Below are 22,403 nucleotides of genomic sequence, written 5' to 3' on the forward strand. Positions count from 1 at the left end.
AAGTTTACTTTTAGGGTGAACTACATTTATCAAAAATTATTGTATTTGGAGCTTTAAAATTGGCACGCGACTTTCCCCTAGAACGAGTAAGAAACATAGGTATAGCCGCTCATATTGATGCAGGGAAGACAACAACTACAGAGAGAATTTTATTTTATTCAGGTGTTGTTCATAAGATAGGAGAGGTTCATGATGGTGCTGCTGTAACAGATTGGATGGCTCAAGAAAGAGAAAGAGGAATAACTATTACTGCTGCTGCAATATCAACTAGTTGGCAAGATCACAGAATTAATATTATCGATACACCTGGACACGTTGACTTTACAATTGAAGTGGAAAGATCAATGCGCGTTCTGGATGGAGTCATAGCTGTATTTTGTGCAGTTGGTGGAGTACAGCCTCAATCTGAAACAGTTTGGCGGCAAGCAGATCGATACTCTGTCCCAAGAATGGTTTTTGTCAATAAAATGGACAGAACTGGTGCAGATTTTTTAAAGGTTAATAAACAAATCAAAGATCGATTAAAGGCAAACGCACTCCCAATTCAGCTACCTATTGGAGCTGAAGGAGATCTCACAGGCATTATTGATTTAGTCGCCAACAAAGCATATCTTTATAAAAATGATTTAGGGACTGATATTGAAGAAGCACCCATCCCTTCTGAAATGGAGGAGGAAGCTGCTGAGTGGAGATATAAGTTGATGGAGAGTGTTGCAGAAAATGATGAAGAGTTAATAGAAATATTCCTCGAAACAGGCGAATTATCTGAGGAACAACTTAAAAAAGGTATAAGAGAAGGGGTTTTGAAACATGGATTAGTTCCTGTATTGTGCGGGTCAGCTTTTAAGAATAAAGGAGTTCAGCTTGTTTTAGACGCTGTTGTTGATTACTTGCCTGCTCCAGTTGATGTAAAACCAATACAAGGTGTTTTACCAAGTGGGAAAGAAGATGTGAGACCTTCAGATGATAATGCACCCTTCAGTGCATTAGCTTTTAAAGTGATGTCAGATCCCTATGGCAAACTAACTTTTGTAAGAATGTATTCAGGCGTTCTTTCAAAGGGTAGTTATGTAATGAACTCTACTAAGGATGCTAAAGAGAGGATTTCTAGATTAGTCATTTTAAAGGCTGATGAAAGAGAAGAGGTTGATGAATTGAGGGCTGGAGATTTAGGAGCTGTATTAGGTCTTAAGAACACAACAACTGGTGACACTTTATGTAATACAGAAGATCCTATAGTTTTGGAGACATTGTTTATCCCCGAACCAGTTATTTCAGTTGCTGTTGAGCCAAAAACCAAGGGGGATATGGAAAAATTATCAAAAGCTTTAACAGCTTTATCTGAAGAGGATCCAACCTTTAGGGTAAGTACAGATCCTGAGACTAATCAAACTGTAATTGCTGGTATGGGAGAGTTGCACTTAGAAATCCTTGTTGACAGAATGCTAAGAGAATTTAAAGTTGAAGCTAATATTGGAGCTCCACAAGTCTCATACAGAGAGACAATTAGGTCTAGTTCTAAAGGTGAAGGTAAATATGCAAGACAAACTGGAGGTAAAGGCCAATATGGTCATGTAATAATTGAAATGGAACCTGCTGAAGTTGGTAAAGGCTTTGAATTTGTCAACAAAATTGTAGGTGGATCTGTACCAAAAGAGTTCATTGGTCCTGCATCTAATGGCATGAAAGAAACCTGTGAATCAGGTGTTCTGGCCGGTTATCCACTCATTGATGTAAAAGTAACACTAGTCGATGGTTCATTCCACGATGTAGACTCATCTGAAATGGCCTTCAAAATTGCAGGTTCCATGGCTTTTAAAGATGGGGTTAAAAAATGCAATCCTGTCCTGTTAGAGCCTATGATGAAAGTTGAGGTCGAAAGTCCTGACGACTTTCTTGGATCTGTAATTGGTGATCTCTCTTCCAGAAGAGGTCAAGTAGAAGGACAATCTGTTGACGATGGATTGTCTAAGGTACAGGCCAAAGTGCCCTTAGCCGAAATGTTCGGTTATGCCACTCAACTCCGATCAATGACTCAAGGTCGGGGTATATTTTCAATGGAGTTCGCAAACTATGAGGAAGTACCTCGTAATGTTGCTGAAGCTATCATTTCCAAGAATCAGGGCAACTCCTGATCTCTAAACTAAAACACTCTTAAACCCTCGATTCTTTAATTCAAAATGGCTCGCGAGAAGTTCGAAAGAAACAAACCACATGTCAACATAGGTACTATTGGCCACGTTGATCATGGAAAAACAACGCTTACTGCTGCTATTACGAACGTATTAGCAAAAAAAGGTCAAGCTCAGGCACAAGACTACGGAGACATTGATGGTGCTCCTGAAGAAAGAGAGCGTGGTATTACTATTAATACAGCTCACGTTGAATACGAAACTGAAGGCAGACATTATGCTCACGTTGATTGTCCAGGACACGCTGATTATGTAAAGAACATGATTACAGGTGCCGCGCAAATGGACGGAGCTATTCTCGTTTGTGCAGCTACTGATGGGCCTATGGCACAAACAAAAGAGCATATTCTCTTAGCTAAACAGGTTGGAGTCCCTGCTCTTGTAGTAGCTCTCAATAAGTGCGATATGGTTGATGATGAAGAAATTATTGAACTTGTTGAAATGGAAATCAGAGAACTATTAGATAGTTATGACTTTCCTGGAGATGATATTCCTATAGTTCAAGTCTCTGGTTTAAAAGCTCTTGAGGGTGACTCCACTTGGGAATCAAAAATTGAAGAATTAATGAAAGCAGTTGATGCTAGTATACCTGAACCCGAAAGAGAAGTTGATAAACCATTCTTGATGGCAGTTGAGGATGTTTTTTCAATAACTGGTAGAGGAACTGTAGCTACTGGAAGAATTGAAAGGGGTAAAGTTAAAGTTGGAGAAGAAGTGGAAATAGTTGGGATAAGAGATACAAGAGTAACTACTGTTACTGGTGTTGAAATGTTCCGTAAACTTCTTGATGAAGGTATGGCTGGCGACAACGTCGGTTTATTATTACGTGGTGTTCAGAAAGAAGATATTGAAAGAGGAATGGTACTTGTTAAGAAAGGATCTATTACTCCTCATACTAAGTTTGAGGGTGAAGTTTATGTTCTCAAAAAAGAAGAGGGCGGCAGACATACACCTTTCTTCGCAGGATATAGACCACAGTTTTATATCAGAACAACTGATGTTACAGGTCAAATTACAGCATTTACATCCGATGACGGTTCAAACGTTGAGATGGTTATGCCTGGGGATAGAATTAAAATGACTGGAGAATTAATTTGTCCAGTGGCTATCGAACAAGGTATGCGATTCGCAATCCGTGAAGGTGGACGTACCATAGGTGCTGGAGTTGTATCAAAAATTCTCAAATAAATTTTTTAAGAATTAAACCTCAATCACTTAATATTGATTAATGGATAAGGTCGTTGCAATTCCAACGGCCCTCCCACAGAAATTAATTAGAAATTATGACTGCATCAATTGCACAACAAAAAATAAGAATAAGACTAAAAGCATTTGATAGGAGAATGCTTGATTTGTCTTGCGATAAAATAATTCAAACTGCGGATACTACTTCCGCTTCAGCAATAGGCCCAATACCTTTGCCAACAAAAAGAAAAATTTATTGTGTCCTTAGATCACCACATGTTGATAAAGATTCTAGAGAACATTTCGAAACAAGAACTCACCGAAGAATAATCGACATTTATAGTCCTTCTGCAAAAACTATTGATGCTTTAATGAAATTGGATCTTCCTAGTGGTGTAGATATAGAAGTTAAACTTTAAGAAATCCCGAAAAGGGTTAAAATTGATTAAAATAGTAATACATAAATGAGGATTAAATGGGAGAACTCTCAGTAAGGGAATTGCCTTTATTTCCTTTGCCAGAGGTAGTTCTATTTCCTCAAGAGGTATTGCCTTTACATATTTTCGAATCCAGATACAGAATAATGCTTCAAACTGTCCTTGAGACGGACTCTATGTTTGGCGTTATAAAATGGGATCCCAATACTAAAAGCATGGCTAATATAGGATGCTGTGCTCAGATAATAAAACATCAAACTGCAGAAGATGGTCGAAGCAATATTATCACTCTTGGACAACAAAGATTTGAGGTTTTGGAAATCATTCGTTCAACCCCATTTTATTCAGCTATGGTAAGTTGGATAAGCGATGAGAATGTTGAAAACATTCAAAAATTAGATTTTCTTAAAGATTCAGTCACAGAAGCTCTCAGTGATGTCATTAACCTAACAAGTAAGTTGACAAATACTAAGAAAAACTTGCCTGACAAATTACCTAAAAATCCTATGGAATTATCATTTTGGATTGGAGCGCATTTGGGAGGTCCAGTTGCTGATGAACAGCAAAAACTTCTAGAAGAAAGAAATACTTATACTCGCCTGCAAAGAGAATATGAAATGCTTGATCATACTAGAAAACAACTTGCGGCGAGAACGGCATTGAAAGAAAGTTTTCCTGATATAAAAGAAAATTAAATGTTTGAATTAATATTACCTTTCTTTTTTCTTTTTATATTCCTTTTAGCTATAACTATCATCTGGAGAATTAACGCTAGAAAATATATTTCTTCGGGTACAGTAGCGTCTGCATATGATGCTTGGACTCAAGATAAATTACTGGAGAGATTGTGGGGAGAACATATACATTTGGGCTTTTATCCCTCAGGAAAGAAAAATATTGATTTTAGAGAGGCTAAAGTCCAGTTTGTACATGAGTTAGTTAAGTGGAGTGGTTTAGATAAATTACCTAAAGGTTCTAGAATTCTAGATGTAGGTTGCGGAATAGGTGGAAGTTCAAGAATTTTATCCAAATATTACGGTTTCAATGTTACTGGAATTACTATTAGTCCTGGCCAAGTAAAAAGAGCTAGAGAACTTACCCCATCAGGACTCAATTGCAACTTCCAAGTTATGGATGCACTTGATTTGAAATTTGAAGATGGATCATTTGATGCCGTTTGGAGTGTTGAAGCTGGCGCACATATGAATGATAAAAGTAAGTTTGCAGATGAAATGTTGAGAACTTTGAGACCTGGTGGGTATTTGGCATTAGCAGATTGGAATTGTAGAGATTTGAAGGCATACCCTCCATCTTTTTTTGAGAAGTTGGTTCTTAAACAATTACTTGAACAATGGGTACATCCCTATTTCATTAGCATTAATGAATTCGGAAATATTCTTAAAATTAATAAAAATAGTGCAGGAAAAGTTATTTCTGATAATTGGAATGTTTATACAAATCCCTCATGGAGAGATTCTATAATTGAGGGTACGAGAAGACCTTTTTCAATTTTGTCTCTCGGTCCACTAGCGATAATAAAGTCTATTCGTGAGATACCAACAATACTTCTAATGAATTGGGCATTTAGTAAGGGTTTAATGGAGTTTGGAGTTTATAAATGTAGAGGATAATTAATTTAATTCAACATTTTCAGACAAATAGTTTCCAAAATCTACAAAATTCTTGCATAGTGGCTTTAGATGATTTTTTAATTCAAGGAAATTTTCTATTTTATTTTCATTATTTAATTCTAAATCAATATAAATTATGTATTCCCCTAATTCTCTTTTAGAAGGCCTTGACTCGATCTTACTCATATTAAATCCAAAATTTGCAATATAGTTTATTGCCTTCAGTAATGCGCCAGGTTTGTTTGAGATTAATGAGAAGGCAAAACTTGCAATATTGGCTGAATTAGAATTTGATTCTTTGCTCAATAATACAAATCTGGTGCAATTACCTGGGACATCATTAATAGGAAAGGCTAATTCTTTAAGTTCTTCAATTTGAGTTAATGATTTTGAACCGATAGCTGCTCTAAATTTACTCCCCTTTACCATATTTACAGCTTCAGATGTTGAACTTGTTGGAAGAGTGATTGCATTTGGAAGATTTTCAGATAACCATTCTGAACATTGAGCTAATGCTTGAGGATGAGATAAGACTTCTGAAATGATTGAAAGTTCTCCATCACTAATTAGGGCATGTTTTATAGGTAAAACAATTGCTCGATTGATAAAAATTTCAGGGAATTTCCAAAGGGCATCAAGAGTTGCTGTAACTCCGCCCTCTACAGAATTTTCAATAGGAACTACAGCAGCATCACAATTGTTGTAGGCTATTGATTTAATGACCGAATTTAACCCGTTACATGGTACAAATATAGGTGTCTGAAAATTGGCAAGCTTTGATAATATATGAGCTGCTTTTTCTGCGTATGTCCCTTGAGGACCTAAATATGCAACTTGTTTGCTCATGATTAATTGTAAGAAAAAAAGAGATCAAATAAGCATTGGAGGGGGTTAGAAAATGCTATTATCTTTTGATGCTAAACAGAAACTAAAGCTTTCTGTAACAAGAAATAAGGAATATCTTTCTAAATATCTTTTGGAAGAAGAAAGAGTTGTTGGAGCAATGCTGGACTCCAAAAAATTATTACCTGAAGGGGGAGGTAGATACAAGTATACAGTAACAAGTTTTAAGGTTTTTCAATTGGATATTAACCCTGTTGTTTTAATTGGGGTAGAGAATAAAGATGGAATTTTGAGAATGAGTGCACTTGAAAGTAAATTGGATGGTTTGGGGATAATAGATGACTTTACTCTAATTTTGAAAGCTAATTTGGAAGCCACTGAGGTAGGTTTAGAAGGTGAGGCGCTTTTAGGGGTTTCTGTAAGCCAACCTACTCTATTGAAGCTGGTGCCAAAGAAAATTTTGGAATCTACTGGTCATTCTGTATTAAATGGAATTTTATTGGGTATAAAATCTAGAGTTCAGCAGCAGTTAGTTAAAGATTTTTTAGATTGGTGTGAATTAAATAAGATTTGATTTTTTTAAAAAACTTTTCCTGTGAAGTTTAGTTATTCCATTATCTTTGATAATTGAAAGATGCTCTTTAGTACCATAACCTTTATTCTTAAATATAAAGTATCCTGAGTATTTCTTTTCTAATCTTTCCATTAGGTTGTCACGCGATACTTTTGCAATTATGCTGGCAGCTGCTATTGCAATAAATTTAGAGTCTCCAGATACTATATTTTTCTGAATTCCCTTCCATGGCCTTAATGGTAATGTGCCATCAATTATTAATTCAGATGGTTTTTCTTTTAATTTCTTTAAAGCTCTTATCATTGAAAGTTCAGTGGCAATTCTAATTCCGAACTTATCTATTTCTCTGGCCGAGGATTGACCAATTCCATAATCAGAACAAAGTAATAAAATTTTTGGCAAAAGTACTTTTCTTTGTTTGGGAGTTAATTTTTTACTATCATTAACTCCAAATTTTTTTAAGTTTAATTTATTTTTTTTAGTCAAAACCACGACTGCTGAGAAAACTGGACCAAAAACTGCTCCCTTTCCAACTTCATCTAGCCCTACTTCGGATACTTTATTCAATACTTGCTGAAGATCTCCTTCTTTTTTTTCTTGCATTGTTTATTTCATCTGTTAGTTCGCTTTCATCGCTCTTATCTGTAAATAAAACTTCTTCTGTTTCATTAGTTTCTTTTGTTGATTTATCTTTTAAGTCTGTGTTCGCTTTAATATCAATTTCAGACACTTCTTCTTCAGTTTTTGAGATTTTGCTTACTTGTTTTGAAGTTGTTTTTTTAATATCTAAAGTTTTTTCGTCTGTCTTACTCTTTTCATGTAACTGCGCAAGATTATTGCTGTTGAGATACTCTTTCCCTACCTTTATGAGTGGATTAATGCCCAATTGGCTGTAAACAATTTTTTCATCATTCGTAAGATCAACAGTTATTAAGTTTTTTTCTTTTGAATTTAATGAGTTCAAATTTTCATTATTATTTTCTTGTTTATTCGAAGAATCATCCTTATTTATGTTTTTTGAGTTAAGTAATTCATTTTCAACTATTTTTTGCTGCTTTTCAGTTAATTGAGAACCCTCTATATCTAGAGATTTTATTCCGTTATATTTATTAAATTTATTGTCAGAGTTTTTAAATTGAAAACTAGTTACTTCATTGTTTAATATGTTTTCGATATTTCCTGTGCCGTTGCAATGAGAACATTTTTTACCAAATAATTCATATATATTTTGACCTTGTCTTTTTCTGGTTAACTCAACTAAACCTAATTCAGTAAGCTGAGCTATCTGAGGCCTAGCAGAATCATCTTTTATTGCCGAAGTGAAATGCTCAAGTAACTGAAATTGATCTCTTCTAGATTCCATATCAATAAAATCTACTACGATAACTCCGCCAATATTTCTTAATTTCATTTGTCTTGAGATTTCAACAGCTGCTTCGCAATTCGTCCATAAAACTGTTTGTCTTGAGTTGGCAGATCTTGTAAATGAGCCAGAGTTTACATCAATTACTGTTAAGGCTTCAGTTGGTTCAATAATGATATATCCTCCTGAAGGAAGGTCTACCCTTGGTTGAAGAGCTTTCTGAATTGTTTTTGTGACTTCGTACTTTTCTAAAATATTTTGGTTGAGAACATTATCATGAAATTCAATATCTATATTAGATTCGTAATTTATTAAAAAATCTTTTGCCTTTTCAATTGAAATTTTACTATCGATAATTACGCTTTTAGTTGATGATTTAATATGATCTCTCAAAATTTTAAGAGAGAAATCATCATCTCTTTTTATTAAATTTGGTGGGTTAGAAGTTTCAGAAACTTTTAAAATATTTTCCCATTGTTGAATTAAATTTTCTAAATCTTCAATAAGTAGTTCTTCTTTTATCTTTTCTGCCTCTGTTCTAAATAGTAAACCTGTACTTTGTGGTTTTATTAGAACTCCTAGAGCTTTTAAGCGACTCCTTTCAGTTTCAGTATTGATTTTTCTGGAAATATTTACTCCTTGACCATATGGCTGTAATATCAAGTACTTTCCAGGAATTGAAATACTTCCGTTAAGTCTAGGCCCTTTAGATCCTGTAGGTTCTTTCATGACCTGTACTAGAACTTTTTGTTTTGGCTCTAGTAATTCAGTTATTCCATATATTCCTTTTTTTTGTCTTAATGGACCAAGATCTGATACATGGATGAATCCATTTTTATCGCTTTCACCAATATTTATGAAAGCTGCATCTATTCCAGGAAGAACATTTTCAACCGTTCCTAAAAAAATATCGCCAATTTGATATTGACCTTGTGCGACGATTAATTCATCAACTCGACCATCTGTGAGCAGAGCTGCAATTCGAGCCTGCTCAGCGATGATAATTTGCTGAGACATATAATTTATTCTGAATGATTTGGATTTTGAAAATCATCTAAGGTAATTAGTTAGATTTTTTTCTTTTTAAAAAAAGCAACTATTTATAGCTAGTATTATGTAATTTTTTAAAATTAATAAATTTAATTGTGATTGAATTCTGCTATTTATAAAGCTTTAAACGATTTTCAAACTAATTGAAATTGAATTCATAGCTATGATTATTTCTTGAATTAATCATAACTAGGATAATCTTAACATCTAATCACCACTAAAGCACGTTGATCCATTATTCTAATAAAGGTGAAATTTTTTATTTAAAGTGGTTCAAGTAAACGAAAATTATTTAAAACTCAAAGCAGGCTATTTATTCCCTGAAATTGCTAAAAGAGTAAAAATATATTCCCAATCAAATAGTAGTGCTGATATTATAAAGCTTGGAATAGGAGATGTTACAGAACCATTACCTAGAGCATGCATAGAGGCAATGGGCAAAGCTTTAGATGATATGGGGACAACAGAAGGTTTTAGAGGTTATGGTCCAGAACAAGGTTATTCTTGGCTCAGAGAAAAAATATCTGAGCATGATTTTCTTTCTCGAGGCTGTCAAATATTACCTGAAGAAATCTTTGTATCAGATGGATCTAAATGCGATAGTAGCAATATTTTAGATATTCTTGGAAAAGATAATTCCATTGCTGTAACAGATCCTGTTTATCCTGTTTATGTTGATAGTAATGTTATGACAGGCAGAACTGGAGATGCTCTTGAAAATGGAACTTATCAAGGGTTGACATATCTTGCAATAAACGAGGGAAATAACTTTATGCCAGAATTACCTGAAAAAAAAGTTGATATTTTATACCTTTGTTTCCCAAATAATCCAACTGGAGCAACTATTACTAAAGATGAATTGAAAAAGTGGGTTGACTATGCTCTTCAAAACAAATCTCTAATACTTTTTGATGCAGCTTATGAAGCATTTATTCAAGATAATGATATTCCACATTCAATATATGAGATCGAGGGGGCAAAGGAATGTGCAATTGAATTCAGATCTTTTTCAAAGAATGCAGGATTCACTGGAGTTAGATGTGCTTTTACAGTAATACCTAAAAATCTCAAAGGTTTGAGCTCAACAAATGAGGAAATAGACTTATGGCCTCTTTGGAATAGGCGACAATCTACAAAGTTTAATGGAGTAAGTTACGTCGTTCAGAGAGGAGCAGAAGCTGTTTATTCACATGAAGGGAAGAAAGAGGTGAAAGGTTTAATTGATTTTTATATGGAAAATGCAAAAATCATGAAAAATAAACTTCAGACAGCAGGATATAAGGTTTTCGGAGGGGACAATGCTCCTTATATCTGGATTAAAGTTCCTGATCTAATGACATCTTGGGACTTTTTCGATTTTCTTCTTCAGAAAGTTAGTGTCGTGGGCACACCTGGGAGCGGATTTGGATTATCAGGAGAGGGTTATTTCCGTTTGTCAGCATTTAACTCACGATCAAACGTTATTGATGCAATGGAAAGAATAATTAATATATAATTATTATTACTATTTAGATTCTTAAAAAATTTAATGCTATCCATAAAATTAAAACAAAGCGATAATAATAATTCAGCAGTGATTGAAAAGAAACCTGCTGAATTAAAAAATAAATCTCCAAAATATAAGGTATTACTTCATAATGACCCAGTAAACTCTATGGAGTATGTAACTATTTCACTACGAGAAGTTGTGCCGCAATTAAGTGAACAAGATGCGATCTCCATAATGCTAGAGGCACACAATACGGGTATAGGTTTGGTAATTGTTTGTGATTTAGAGCCAGCAGAATTCTACTCAGAATCATTAAAATCAAGAGGAATTTCTAGTTCAATTGAAAAAGAGGATTAATAATTTTTGAATTTATTATTTTAAATGAGCTAATTTCCTTTCTGATAAGGGACGCACTTTTAGAGATTCTTCTAGGGAAGACTTTCCATATTCTCTCTCAAGAATGTTGATAACCGTTTTACCAAATTCATCTTCTGGATTATCAAAAGCTTCTAAGCAAACCTGGCCAAGTTTTTTTCCTAATGAGCCTGGATTCCATAGAAGTTTTCTTGCTGTCCAGGGCATCATACTCATTGGATTATAATCAGGCTTCAAAATTTTATGATCTAAGGCATATTTTTCAAGAAGAGTGTGAGGTTGCAAACCTATAAAGAATATAGCTGGATCAACTAGGCCTTTACCAAAAATATTTTCTAATTCTCTATGGTAAGCAATTGTTTGTCTTATGGTGCTTGGCGTTTCATCAAATACATTAAATGAATAATTGACTGATACATGGTTTTTGAAACCTGATTGGACTAGCATCCTACAATTATTTAATACAGTTTCAAGGTCGTACGCTAGTTTCATTTTTCTTACAAGTTCTTGAGATCCCGAAGTGATACCGATTTCAAAATAGCTCATACCTGTATCAACCATAAGCTGAGCAAGTTCAGCATCAATATTATCCGCTCTTATGTATGCAGCCCAATTAATGTCGTGCCAGCCTTGGTTTTTAATAGCTTGCAATAGCTTTTTCGCGTCTTCAATGTGCTTTTTGGCTGGAATAAATTGAGCATCTGTAAACCAAAATCCTCTAACTCCAAGATCGTATAATTGTTTCATCTCTTTGATTACTTCGTTAACTGGATTTACACGAACTTGCTTCCCTTCTACAACTGTATAAACACAGAAGCAACAATTATGAGGACAGCCTCTTTTTGTTTGCACCCCTACATAGTATTCTCCACCATCTATATACCAGTTAAATTCAGGCCATATTGATTTAATATATTTATAATTGCAAGCAGTTTTAACAGTGCCTGAAGGTTGTTCATGTATTAATTTGTTACGAGGTTTTTGTCCAGCAATATAACACCTTTCTTCCTCTATGGAATCTCTCCTAATGATTTTCTCTATGAGATTTTCTCCCTCTCCAACAGATATAACAGTTCCTTTAGGAAGTAGACTTCCTAATTGTTCATAGAAGACACTAACAGCACCACCTCCTAAAATTACTTTTATATCTTTGTTATATTTTTGTGCTCTTTTTAATCCCATCTTGACTAAAGAAGTATTTCTATATATCTCTCCGTAGTGAGATGCAATTAATTTTAATCCTCCCCAAGAACCTCTAATTTTTTTTAGGAAATTTTTTGAGTAAAAAACCTCAAAAGAGTTTTGAAGGGGATTTCCACTTCTTCCATCAACAGGTGCATAAATTTGTATATCTCTCCATGAAAAAATGATTAGATGAGGTCTAAATTGGTCAATTTTTCTAGCTAAATATTTGGAAACTCTATTAGATGGAATTATTGCTAGATCAATAAATTGTTGCTCTACATTTGGAAAACATTTGTGAATATGGTCTGCTAAATAAATAGGTCCTATTGGAAATATCGGATTACATGGAAGTCTTACAGTAAGAATTTTTTCATACTGCTTTTCGAGGGGATTTTTTTTATTTATTTTTTTGATTTTTAAATTTAAATTCATGCCATGAATTTCTAATGATCTTAACTTCATAGAGAATCTAACTACTTTATAACTAATTTGGAGAAATTAAAATCCCAAGAGAATGATACTAACAATTAATTAAATTCAAATAACAGAAATTTTATAAATCCATTTTTGTATTTAGAAGAGTTTGAATGCATCAATAAATTTGACTAAGAATTTCAAAATATTTTTTAGAGACTTAAACTTTTTGCAATAAAAATAAGCAAGAAATAAAAGTTACATAGTTAAAATGGATATTTAAATTATGAAAATCAACCATATAAAATTATCTCTAATATGCTTTTTAAATGCCGATAATCGGAATTGAACCAATGACCTACTGTTTACGAGACAGTTGCTCTACCCCTGAGCTATACCGGCAATATTAAAGTCTTGATTTTTCGTTTAGACTTAATTCTATTATTAAATAAATTTATGTCAAAAATAGATCCTGAGTTAAAAAAGAAATTATTAAAGGAATCTCAGGCTCCTTTCAAAGGTTTGAGGAGAATATTGTGGATAGCTTTTAGCGGTTCGGCATTTTTGGGACTTTTGATAATGCTTTTAAAAATGTCTAATGGAAGTGAATTGCAGCAAAATAATCTTCTCATTCAATTGGGTGCATGTATATTATTTCCTACTTTATTATTCCTTGACAAAAATAAAGATTCATAAGTCAACTATTGGATGTTTGGGTTAATGTTCTCTTTTTAGTAACAAATTTGTATGCTTCAATTAAGTCTCCCTCAATCCAAGAGGAGAATTTATCGCAGCCAACTCCGCATTCAAAGCCTGTATTTACTTCTTTTACGTCATCTTTAGCCCTTTTGAGAGAGTCTAAATTGCCTTCAAAAATTACTTTATCTGATCTAATAACTCTTAGAGAACAATTTCGTTGTAATTTACCATTTTGTATGTAACATCCTGCGATAGCTCCCTTGCCAACTGCAAAAGTTGCCCTAACTTCGGCTTTTCCTAAAGATTCTTCTACAAGATCAGGTTCTAGTAAGCCTTCCATAGCCAACTGAATATCTTCTAAGAGTTTATAGATTACTTCATATTCTCTTATGTCAACATCGTTCGCATCTGCTGCTTTCTTTGCTCCAGATGCTAACGATGTGTTAAATCCAATGATTACTGATCCTGATGCAGCTGCAAGGTCTATATCTGTCTCAGTTATTTCTCCTGGAGCTGATAGTAAAACCCTTACTTGAACTTCATTCTTTGGTAATTGTTCAAGTGATCCTAATATAGCTTCTACACTACCTTGAACATCAGCTTTAAGAATTAAGTTTAACTCTTTTAGTTCTCCATCATTTGCTTTAGTTGATAGGGATGATAAGCTAACTCTTCTTGAAGCCATCTGCTGGGCTAATTTTGTAGCTCTGGCATCAGTGGCTCTATCTCCAACAACAGCTCGAGCAGTTTTTTCATCAGGGTAGACTTCGAATTCATCACCTGCTGTTGGTACCTCACTAAATCCAAGTGCTTCAACAGGAAAGGATGGTCCGGCTTCTTTGATTCTGTTACCATTTTCATCAACCATTGCTCTTATTTTTCCTAGGACTGAACCTGCAGCCAAAACATCACCAGATTTTAAGGTACCATTTTGTACTAAAAGAGTAGCTACAGGACCTTTGGCTTTATCTAGGTGAGCTTCAATAACAGTACCTTTGGCATGTCTGTCAGGGTTTGCTTGTAGGTCTTCAACTTCTGAAACTAATAAAATCATTTCAAGCAATTTATCAATGTTTTGTTTTTTGATTGCACTCACTGGAACCATCACAATATCTCCTCCCCAATCTTCAGCAATTAAATCTTTTTCTGATAGTTCTTGTTTAACTCTTTCTGGAGATGCCCCTTCTTTATCAATTTTATTTATTGCAACAACAATTGGTACTTTTGCAGCTTTTGCATGACTAATAGCCTCAAGTGTTTGGGGTCTGCAACCATCATCTGCCGCCACAACAAGAACAGCTACATCTGTGACTTTTGTACCCCTTGCTCTCATTGCTGTAAAGGCTTCATGCCCAGGGGTATCAAGAAAAGTTAATTTTTTCTTTTTGGATTCATGTTCAAATTCAACTTGATAAGCGCCTATGTGTTGAGTTATACCCCCTGCCTCTCCTGAAGCTACCCTTGATTCCCTTATGGAATCTAAGAGACTTGTTTTACCATGATCTACATGACCCATTACTGTAATAACAGGTGGTCTTTTTATTAAATTATCAATATCATCAGATTCAATCATATCTACTGTTTTCTCTGCGGCTTCTTGGATATCATCTTGCAAAACAGGCACTCCAAATTCTTCTGCAACAGTTTCAATAGTTGCCAAGTCAAGTGATTGGGTTACAGTGGCCGTTATTCCCTTAAAGAAAAGTGATTTGATTATTTCAGAACTTTCCAGACTTAATTTATCAGCCAATTCTTGAACAGTTAGATTATCTTCAGGAACAATTATCATCTCAGGTCTTACTTGTTTTGCTTCTTTAGCAGCCCTTAACTCCATAGCTCTTCTTTTTTGCCTTTGTCTTGTGGTCTCTTTTTTCTTTTTCTTAAATTGTTTTATAGATTTTTGAGGTCTAGTCTCATCAGACTTTTCTTTCTTTGGACGCGCCAAACTAGCTGATAGTATTGATATTTTTTCACCTGAGTATCCACTGGTTTCAGATGTTAATGAATCATCATTCTCACCGATAAAATGAACTTTCTGTCTTTGTTTTTGGGTATTTTTACTTTTTAATGCTTCTAATTTTGCACTATCATCCCAATCCGTCTTCCCGGTTTTTCTTGAACTATTTGAAAATGTTCTATAAGGTGTTTTTTTAGAATTCGGGGCAGCATTTGGACGATTATTGGGAGTTTTTACCTTCTGCTTAGGTGACTCAATATTTTGTTTGTCGTTATTTTTAATACTTTGCTTATCTTTTTCAGATTTATTAGTTTTTTGGAGTTGTAAAAGTTCATTAGGTGATACTGGTTTCCTGATGCCAGAGGGCTTTTGACTATTGAATTTAGAACTAGATCTATTAAAATCACCTTGCTTAAAAGAACTTCCTTGTCTGTAATTTCCACTAGAACTTCCAGATCTGTTGGGATTGAATTGTCTATTGAAGGAGCCAGGTCTGCCTTGATCTGATTGCTTGTTACTTAATCCTGGCCTATTGGAGATGCCAGGTCTGCCTTGATCTGATTGCTTGTTACTTAATCCTGGCCTATTGGAGATGCCAGGTCTATTTGGAGAACCCGGTCTGTTTGGAACACCAGGTCTTTTTTGGGCAGTTTGTTTAAAAGAAATGTTTTGCTTAGTATTGTTTTGCCTATTAGCCTCTCTTCTTATGGGAGCTCCTACGAGCTCTGGAGTATTCACTTTATTATTAAGATTTTTTGCTTGAGATTTGTTCGTTTTTTGATCAGGGTTGTTAGATAGTTCTCTTTTATCTACTGCGCTGTAAATGTTCTTCGAGGATTGATTAGATTTAATATTATTATTATTACTATTTATATTTTTTGGCTTTGCAATTAGCTGAATAGGAGGTTTTGCTGGACTTTTGATAGGTGGAGTTGTGTTATTTCGAAAAGTTTTTTTATCTTGGTTGTAAGAGTATGAAGGTTTACTATTTGTATTTTGATTTTTAGGATTTGCTTGCGATTGTGAATTATTAATATTTGGGGGCTTATTTGGATTTTTAGGTAAATTTGAAATTGTTTTAGGACTCTCGGGCTTATTAAGAGGTTTTATCAATAATGGCTTTTTGTTTAGATTGTCTTTAGAGGGTTTCCCTATTTCAGAAGAGATTAAGGGAGATTTATCTTCTTTGTTTTGTTTGTAATTATCTTTTTTAATTAAAGGTTTATTAATAGAAAGTATTTTTTTATTTGAATCTTTTTTATTAATAAGATGTTCTATTTTTTTTGCATCCTCTACACTAATCGAACTGCTGTGACTTTTTACTGAAATTGAAAGTTTTTGAGCGGCATCCAATATATCTTTATTTTCCAGATTTAAGTCTCTGGAAAGTTCGTAAATTCTGATTTTATCGCTGAGTGTCATTTAGTCTGATTTTTACTCTTTCTAAAATTTAAAGAGGATTTAATTTAATTATATTCCCTTAATGGGATTGTCATTGTAGCTTGAAATTACTTTTTCAAAAATATCAATAAACTCAGGGTCTAGAAATGTTTTTAAAGCTTTTTGAAGCTTTTTTTTGATTTTAGAATCTGAGTAGCATTTTTTTGACTTGCAAATGTAAGCCGATCGTCCCATCCCTTTTTGAAAAATGATGCCTTGCTTATGATCTTTGGTAATCTTAATAAGATTTTGCCTGTCATATGTTTTTCTACATGAAATGCATATACGCATGACAGGGGTTTGTTGTATCACCGCTTTCTCTCCTCTCTAGTGGATATTTCACTCTCTTTAGTTGTCTCTGATTGATCATTATCTGAAAATGCTTCTTCTTCATATTGTTCTTCTCCGTATTCTTGATCATCTTCAGGAAGGGGATAAAGTTCTCTTAATCTAGCTTCTTCTGCAGCACGCTCAGCTTGTTCTGCTTCTAATCTTAGTTCAGCTTCTCGCTGGAGATTTTCTTCATCTTCCCTCTGAGCGATTAATTCAGAGACTGCAGCATCTTCTGATTCCTGATCGTATTCATGTGAGTTTTTAACATCAATTTTCCATCCGGTTAATCTTGCGGCAAGTCTTACATTTTGACCCTCTCTACCAATTGCAAGACTCAATTGATCGGGAGGAACTAATACGTGAGCATGTTGCCCTTCTGGATCAACTAGTCTTACTAGATCAACTTTCGCAGGACTTAGAGAGTTAAGAATATACTGTATTGGGTCAGATGACCATTTAATAACATCAATTTTTTCTCCTCTTAATTCATTAACAACTTGCTGAATTCTTGCTCCTCTAGCACCAATACAAGCGCCAACGGGATCAACTTCTTGTTCGACGCTATCAACAGCTACTTTTGTTCTAGGGCCAACAGCTCTTGAAGGAGGGTTCGCTTCTCTTGAAACAGCAACAATTTTTACTGTACCTTCTTGAATTTCCGGCACTTCATTCTCAAATAAATAAACCACTAAGCCTGCATTCGCTCTGCTTACAAAAAGTTGTGGGCCTTTCCTCGCTATTTCGCTAACTTCTTTCAAAAATACTTTAAAAGTTGCATTCGCTCTATAATTATCATTTGGTAATTGATCCCTTTTTGGAAGTTCTGCCTCTACTTCAGGTCTGCCAATGCCCGAACTAACTCCCATAATGACCGATTGTCTCTCAAATCTTATAACTCTTGCAGTTAAAACAGGATCTTCTAAATCAGCAAATTCTTCTTGAATCATCTTTCTTTGCTGATCTCTTAATTTTTGGGCTAAAACTTGCTTTGTTGTAGAAGCAGCCATTCGCCCAAAATCCTCTTTCTCAGGAGTAACATCTAAAACAACTGTGTCACCTATTTGAGCATCATCAGCGACTTGTTTGACTTCTAAAAGAGAAATTTGATGGTCTTCGCTCTCAACTTCTTCAACAATTATTTTACTTGATAAAATCCTATAGCCTTCTTCATCAAGATCTAGTCCAACATCAAAATTATTAAAATATTCTTCGTCAAATGGATCTTCATTAACTCCAATGTAAAAAGTTCTTCTATATTTTTCGTATCCTTTTAATAAGGCTTCGCGTAAGGCCACTTCTACGATATTAGGAGGTAATTTTTTTGCCTCACTAATGTCTTCAATTAGATTGTTTAAACCTGGGAGAATTACTAATGCCATCTATGATGGGAAATTGAATAATGGTTGAAAATAATTAATCTTTTAATGTACAAAGACTAATCTTTTGTACTTCATTAAAAGGGATTTTTTTTATCTTACCCTTAATGTTAATGGATAAATAATCTTTAGACTTTTCATAAAGTAAACCATTCAGAAATTTAATTTTTGAATTGTTCTGGTTCAACTCAACATTAACTGGGAAACCCTTAAAAGTTTTGAAGTCTCTTTCTGAGGTTAATTCATCACTGACCCCTTGACTACTAATTTCTAAAACATATGAACAATTTAAAAGATTTGAATTCTCAATTTCTTCAGATGCAGGTACATTAAATAGTGCACAATCATCAAGTGAAACATCATCATCATTAGTTTTTTTTATAATTATTTCCAAAACAATTGGATTTTGATTCGTTTGTATTTTTAAATTACAGATTTCAAGATCCCATACATGAGCAACTTTTCTTAAAAGATTTTCTAATTTACTTTTATCTTCTTTATTCAAATCTAATTAAAAAATTGATTCAAGATAATTTTCACATAAAAAAAAATATTTTCTATAAAAATTCAAAAATTTGTATTTTATGGATGTAAACAAAAAAACAACAATATTGTATTTCTTCAATTACATTAACTTAGTAACTTCTAAAACTTTTGAATATTAATGAAGATTCTCAAGATTAAATTCATCAATTTAATCCAAATATTCATTGTTGTTTGTTTTTGTTTAGTTAACTTCTCTCAAAAAGTTGAAGTTTTAGCTTTGACTTCTTCGGATGATCATAATTTTGTGTCATCTGCAGTGAAAAATGTTGGCCCAGCGGTTGTAAAAATTGATACTGAGCGATTAGTAGAGAGGCAACAATTCGATCCCACTTTGCTTGATCCTTTATTGCGAGATTTACTTGGGGAACAGGGATTGACTCCAGAGAGAGAGAGAGGTCAAGGTTCTGGAGTTATTATAAATAAAAATGGTTTAGTTCTTACAAATGCTCATGTAGTAGAAAGAGTGGATGATGTTTCTGTAACTTTGGCAGATGGAACTATTTGTGATGGCCAAGTTTTGGGGACAGATGTAGTGACTGATATAGCTTTAGTGAAAATTGAAGATTCATCACAATCTAATTTTGCCCCACTTGGAAATTCTGAAGATCTTGAAGTAGGAGATTGGGCAATTGCTCTGGGTACTCCCTATGGACTAGAAAAAACAGTCACCCTAGGGATTGTAAGTAGTCTCCATAGGGATATTAATAGTTTAGGTTTTTCAGATAAAAGACTTGATCTTATTCAGACTGATGCGGCAATAAATCCAGGAAATTCTGGAGGACCACTTATAAATTCAAATGGTGAGGTAATAGGAATAAATACATTGGTAAGAAGTGGTCCAGGAGCCGGATTAGGTTTCGCAATACCCATTAATTTAGCAAAAAGTGTCTCTGATCAGCTCCTTAAAAATGGAGAAGTTATCCATCCATATTTAGGTGTCCAATTAATTTCTTTAAATCCTAAAATTGCTAAAGAACATAATCAAGATCCTAATTCACTAGTCCAATTGCCTGAAAGGAATGGAGCTTTAATTCAATCAGTTGTACCCAATAGCCCTGCTGAAAAAGCTGGTTTAAGAAGGGGCGATTTAGTAATAGCAGCTGAAAATATCTCTATACAAGAACCGAAAGCTTTGTTAGATGAGGTAGAAAAAGCTCAGATAGGCAAGGTATTTCTCTTAAATGTCTTAAGGGATAACAAAGAGATACAAATAAATATCAAACCAGAACCTCTCCCGGGTTTGACATAAATCATCCATTGAAATTTAATAATCTATAAACTTAGAAAAAAAAATTTTGGATTCGCAAACTCAAATGAAACAAATAGTTGCTGATGCAGCAATTAAAGAAATAGAGAGTGACATGATTCTCGGATTAGGATCTGGATCTACAGCAGCTCTTATGATCAAAAATCTTGCTGATGAAATTCGCTCTGGTAAATTGCAAAATATCAAAGGTGTAGCGACTTCCTTTCAATCAGAAGTTTTAGCACTAGAACTAGATATTCCTCTTATTGATTTGGCTTCCGTTTCTCAAATCGATTTAGCTATTGATGGAGCAGATGAAGTTGATCCTGGATTTCAATTAATAAAAGGAGGTGGTGCATGCCATGTTAGAGAAAAGTTAGTAGCATCTAAAGCTAGTCAATTGTTAATTGTTGTCGATGAAACAAAACTTGTAAAAAACTTAAATAAATCTTTTCCTCTACCAATAGAGGTACTTCCAAATGCTTGGAAGCAAGTTCAAGATGTCATTTCAGAAATGAATGGCAGTTCTACTTTAAGAATGGCTACCAAAAAAGCTGGTCCAGTTGTTACCGACCAGGGCAACTTAATCCTTGACGTGTTATTTAAGAATGGAATAAAGAATCCCAAAGAAATTGAGATGCAAATTAATAATATTCCGGGAGTATTAGAAAACGGATTATTCGTTGATATTACAGACAAAGTATTGGTTGGTAAAATTGAAAATAGTGTTCCAGTCGTTTACTCTCCATCAAAAGTCCTTTAATTTTCAAACCTTATTTGTACTGAATTAGCATGACTATGCAAGCCCTCACTTTTAGCAAGATTTATAATATCAAGACTGTTAACTTTTAAACTTTTTTCATTAAATTCTATTATTGAAGTGTTTTTCATAAAAGTTTCAACCCCTAAGGAACCGCTAAATCTAGAATTTCCTGATGTAGGTAAAGTATGATTTGGACCAGCTAGATAATCTCCCACAGCTTCCGGGGTCCATTTCCCTAAAAATACTGCTCCTGCATTCTCTATACCTTCAAGAATCTTTTGTGAATCTAAAGTTAAAATTTCTAAGTGTTCTGGAGCAAAGTTATTACTAAGTTCAATACATGATTCATAATTTTCACAAATAACAATTAATCCCCAATTTTTTATTGATTGCATGCAAATTTCTTTTCTTGGATGATTATCTATTCTTTTTTCAAGTTCTTCTAAAACTTCCTTTGCCTGGTGCTTAGATGTAGTGAGAAGTATTGAAGAGGCCAAAGGATCATGTTCTGCTTGTGCGAGAAGATCAGATGCTATGTGAGTGCTTTGAGCTGTTTCATCTGCGATGATTACTATTTCACTTGGCCCAGCCAAAGAATCAATACCAGTAGAGCCATATATTAGTTTTTTAGCAGTAGTTACATAGATGTTCCCTGGACCTGTAATGACATCAACTTTATTAATTTGATTTGTACCAAAGGCTAAAGCACCAATTGCTTGTGCCCCTCCAATTCTAAAAACTTTAGTGATCCCTGATAAGTGAGCTGCGGCTAAAACAGTTTTGTTTATTTTACCTTCTTTATTTCCAGGGGATACCATGATAATTTCTTCTACTCCTGCAACTATCGCTGGTATTGCATTCATTAATACAGTGCTTGGGTAAGCAGCCCTACCTCCAGGAATATATATGCCCGCATTTTTAACTGGTCTCCATCTTCTTTGAACAGTATCACCATGCTCCCCTTTTATAGTGAAAGATGATGGAATTTCTTTTTCATGGAATTGTTTGATTCTTTTATGCGCTACCTCAAGTGAGTGCTTTAAGTTAGTATCAATATCATCCCATGCATTCTTTAAGTCATTTTCACTAACTTGCATAGGATCAGGGTTGAAACCATCAAATTTTTTGGTAAATTTGCCCACTGCAGTATCTCCATTATTTTTTACCTCCTGAAGAATCTCTTCGACAATTGAATTTATCTTGTGATTGTTTTCTGAATTAGTTCGAGTAGAAATCCTTTTTAATTCTTGGATAGCGTCTTTTTTATTGTTTATGATCTTCATATTCTTAATTTTTCAAATTGAA

The 22,403-nt window shown here is 34.1% G+C and carries 20 protein-coding genes and 1 tRNA gene; 11 read left to right on the forward strand and 10 right to left on the reverse strand.

The features are described from left to right. Positions 1-59 precede the first annotated feature (59 nt). The 5 genes from fusA (at position 60) to EU95_RS04970 (ending at position 5,445) form a co-directional block, all read left to right on the forward strand. Positions 60-2,135: an elongation factor G gene (fusA, locus tag EU95_RS04990; RefSeq protein WP_032522030.1), complete on the forward strand. Its 2,076-nt coding sequence runs from the start codon at positions 60-62 to the stop codon at positions 2,133-2,135. 45 nt (positions 2,136-2,180) lie between these two features. Beyond that, positions 2,181-3,380 carry an elongation factor Tu gene (gene tuf, locus EU95_RS04985; protein ID WP_032522031.1) on the forward strand — a complete coding sequence of 400 codons (1,200 nt, stop codon included), beginning with the start codon at positions 2,181-2,183 and terminating at the stop codon, positions 3,378-3,380. A gap of 95 nt (positions 3,381-3,475) precedes the next feature. After that, complete coding sequence (gene rpsJ, locus EU95_RS04980) at positions 3,476-3,796, forward strand: 30S ribosomal protein S10 (RefSeq protein ID WP_002807536.1); 321 nt, start codon at positions 3,476-3,478, stop codon at positions 3,794-3,796. A 56-nt stretch (positions 3,797-3,852) separates the two neighbouring features. After that, on the forward strand, positions 3,853-4,509 hold the full coding sequence (locus tag EU95_RS04975) for an LON peptidase substrate-binding domain-containing protein (RefSeq protein WP_032522032.1): 657 nt from the start codon (positions 3,853-3,855) through the stop codon (positions 4,507-4,509). Next, positions 4,510-5,445 carry a methyltransferase domain-containing protein gene (locus EU95_RS04970; RefSeq protein WP_032522033.1) on the forward strand — a complete coding sequence of 312 codons (936 nt, stop codon included), beginning with the start codon at positions 4,510-4,512 and terminating at the stop codon, positions 5,443-5,445. Here the strand turns inward: EU95_RS04970 and pheA are convergent, their stop codons facing one another. Then, positions 5,446-6,291, reverse strand: a complete 846-nt coding sequence (gene pheA / locus EU95_RS04965; protein ID WP_032522034.1) for a prephenate dehydratase — start codon at positions 6,289-6,291, stop codon at positions 5,446-5,448. A 52-nt stretch (positions 6,292-6,343) separates the two neighbouring features. Here pheA and EU95_RS04960 point away from each other — a divergent pair, with 52 nt between their 5' ends. Beyond that, entirely contained in the window at positions 6,344-6,862 is a 519-nt protein-coding gene (locus EU95_RS04960; RefSeq protein ID WP_032522035.1) for a DUF1997 domain-containing protein, read from the forward strand. Here the strand turns inward: EU95_RS04960 and EU95_RS04955 are convergent. Both EU95_RS04955 and EU95_RS04950 read right to left on the reverse strand, forming a co-directional pair. Then, a complete protein-coding gene (locus tag EU95_RS04955; RefSeq protein ID WP_032522036.1) occupies positions 6,848-7,465 on the reverse strand; it encodes a ribonuclease HII in 618 nt (205 codons plus the stop codon). The genes EU95_RS04960 and EU95_RS04955 overlap by 15 nt on opposite strands. After that, on the reverse strand, positions 7,422-9,242 hold the full coding sequence (locus EU95_RS04950) for an Rne/Rng family ribonuclease (RefSeq protein ID WP_032522037.1): 1,821 nt from the start codon (positions 9,240-9,242) through the stop codon (positions 7,422-7,424). Before EU95_RS04950 ends, EU95_RS04955 begins: the two co-directional genes overlap by 44 nt. A 301-nt stretch (positions 9,243-9,543) precedes the next feature. On the opposite strand from EU95_RS04950, the gene EU95_RS04945 reads away from it, so the two are divergent. Both EU95_RS04945 and clpS read left to right on the forward strand, forming a co-directional pair. Continuing rightward, positions 9,544-10,770 (forward strand): LL-diaminopimelate aminotransferase, encoded by a 1,227-nt coding sequence (locus EU95_RS04945; RefSeq protein WP_032522038.1) that lies wholly within the window; start codon positions 9,544-9,546, stop codon positions 10,768-10,770. Between the two features lie 33 nt (positions 10,771-10,803). Beyond that, positions 10,804-11,121, forward strand: coding sequence for an ATP-dependent Clp protease adapter ClpS (gene clpS, locus EU95_RS04940; RefSeq protein WP_032522039.1), 318 nt, complete (start codon positions 10,804-10,806; stop codon positions 11,119-11,121). Between the two features lie 15 nt (positions 11,122-11,136). Here the strand turns inward: clpS and EU95_RS04935 are convergent, their stop codons facing one another. Next, positions 11,137-12,756 (reverse strand): photosystem II high light acclimation radical SAM protein, encoded by a 1,620-nt coding sequence (locus EU95_RS04935; protein ID WP_032522123.1) that lies wholly within the window; start codon positions 12,754-12,756, stop codon positions 11,137-11,139. Positions 12,757-13,068: 312 nt separating this feature from the next. Further along, positions 13,069-13,140, reverse strand: a tRNA-Thr gene (locus EU95_RS04930). 54 nt (positions 13,141-13,194) lie between these two features. Here EU95_RS04930 and EU95_RS04925 point away from each other — a divergent pair. Further along, complete coding sequence (locus EU95_RS04925; protein WP_032522124.1) at positions 13,195-13,434, forward strand: DUF3493 domain-containing protein; 240 nt, start codon at positions 13,195-13,197, stop codon at positions 13,432-13,434. Position 13,435: 1 nt separating this feature from the next. Here the strand turns inward: EU95_RS04925 and infB are convergent, their stop codons facing one another. From infB to rimP, 4 genes are read right to left on the reverse strand one after another with little or no spacing between them, the layout of a single operon-like run. Then, a complete protein-coding gene (gene infB / locus EU95_RS04920) occupies positions 13,436-16,816 on the reverse strand; it encodes a translation initiation factor IF-2 (RefSeq protein WP_032522040.1) in 3,381 nt (1,126 codons plus the stop codon). Between the two features lie 48 nt (positions 16,817-16,864). Then, a complete protein-coding gene (locus tag EU95_RS0108875) occupies positions 16,865-17,146 on the reverse strand; it encodes a YlxR family protein (protein ID WP_158462202.1) in 282 nt (93 codons plus the stop codon). Continuing rightward, positions 17,143-18,546 (reverse strand): transcription termination factor NusA, encoded by a 1,404-nt coding sequence (gene nusA / locus EU95_RS04915; protein WP_032522041.1) that lies wholly within the window; start codon positions 18,544-18,546, stop codon positions 17,143-17,145. The genes EU95_RS0108875 and nusA overlap by 4 nt, the downstream gene beginning before the upstream one ends. A 34-nt stretch (positions 18,547-18,580) precedes the next feature. Continuing rightward, positions 18,581-19,048, reverse strand: a complete 468-nt coding sequence (gene rimP, locus EU95_RS04910) for a ribosome maturation factor RimP (RefSeq protein ID WP_032522042.1) — start codon at positions 19,046-19,048, stop codon at positions 18,581-18,583. 159 nt (positions 19,049-19,207) lie between these two features. On the opposite strand from rimP, the gene EU95_RS04905 reads away from it, so the two are divergent. After that, positions 19,208-20,338 carry a trypsin-like peptidase domain-containing protein gene (locus tag EU95_RS04905; RefSeq protein ID WP_032522043.1) on the forward strand — a complete coding sequence of 377 codons (1,131 nt, stop codon included), beginning with the start codon at positions 19,208-19,210 and terminating at the stop codon, positions 20,336-20,338. A 46-nt stretch (positions 20,339-20,384) separates the two neighbouring features. Next, on the forward strand, positions 20,385-21,098 hold the full coding sequence (gene rpiA / locus EU95_RS04900; RefSeq protein WP_342665519.1) for a ribose-5-phosphate isomerase RpiA: 714 nt from the start codon (positions 20,385-20,387) through the stop codon (positions 21,096-21,098). On the opposite strand, the gene hisD is transcribed toward rpiA, so the two are convergent. Continuing rightward, positions 21,095-22,381, reverse strand: coding sequence for a histidinol dehydrogenase (gene hisD, locus EU95_RS04895; protein WP_032522044.1), 1,287 nt, complete (start codon positions 22,379-22,381; stop codon positions 21,095-21,097). The two genes, rpiA and hisD, sit on opposite strands and share 4 nt — an antisense overlap. Positions 22,382-22,403: the final 22 nt, after the last annotated feature.

Origin of the sequence: Prochlorococcus marinus str. MIT 9201, assembly GCF_000759955.1 — a bacterium.
In the GTDB taxonomy this organism is placed as follows: Bacteria; Cyanobacteriota; Cyanobacteriia; order PCC-6307; family Cyanobiaceae; genus Prochlorococcus_A; species Prochlorococcus_A marinus_G.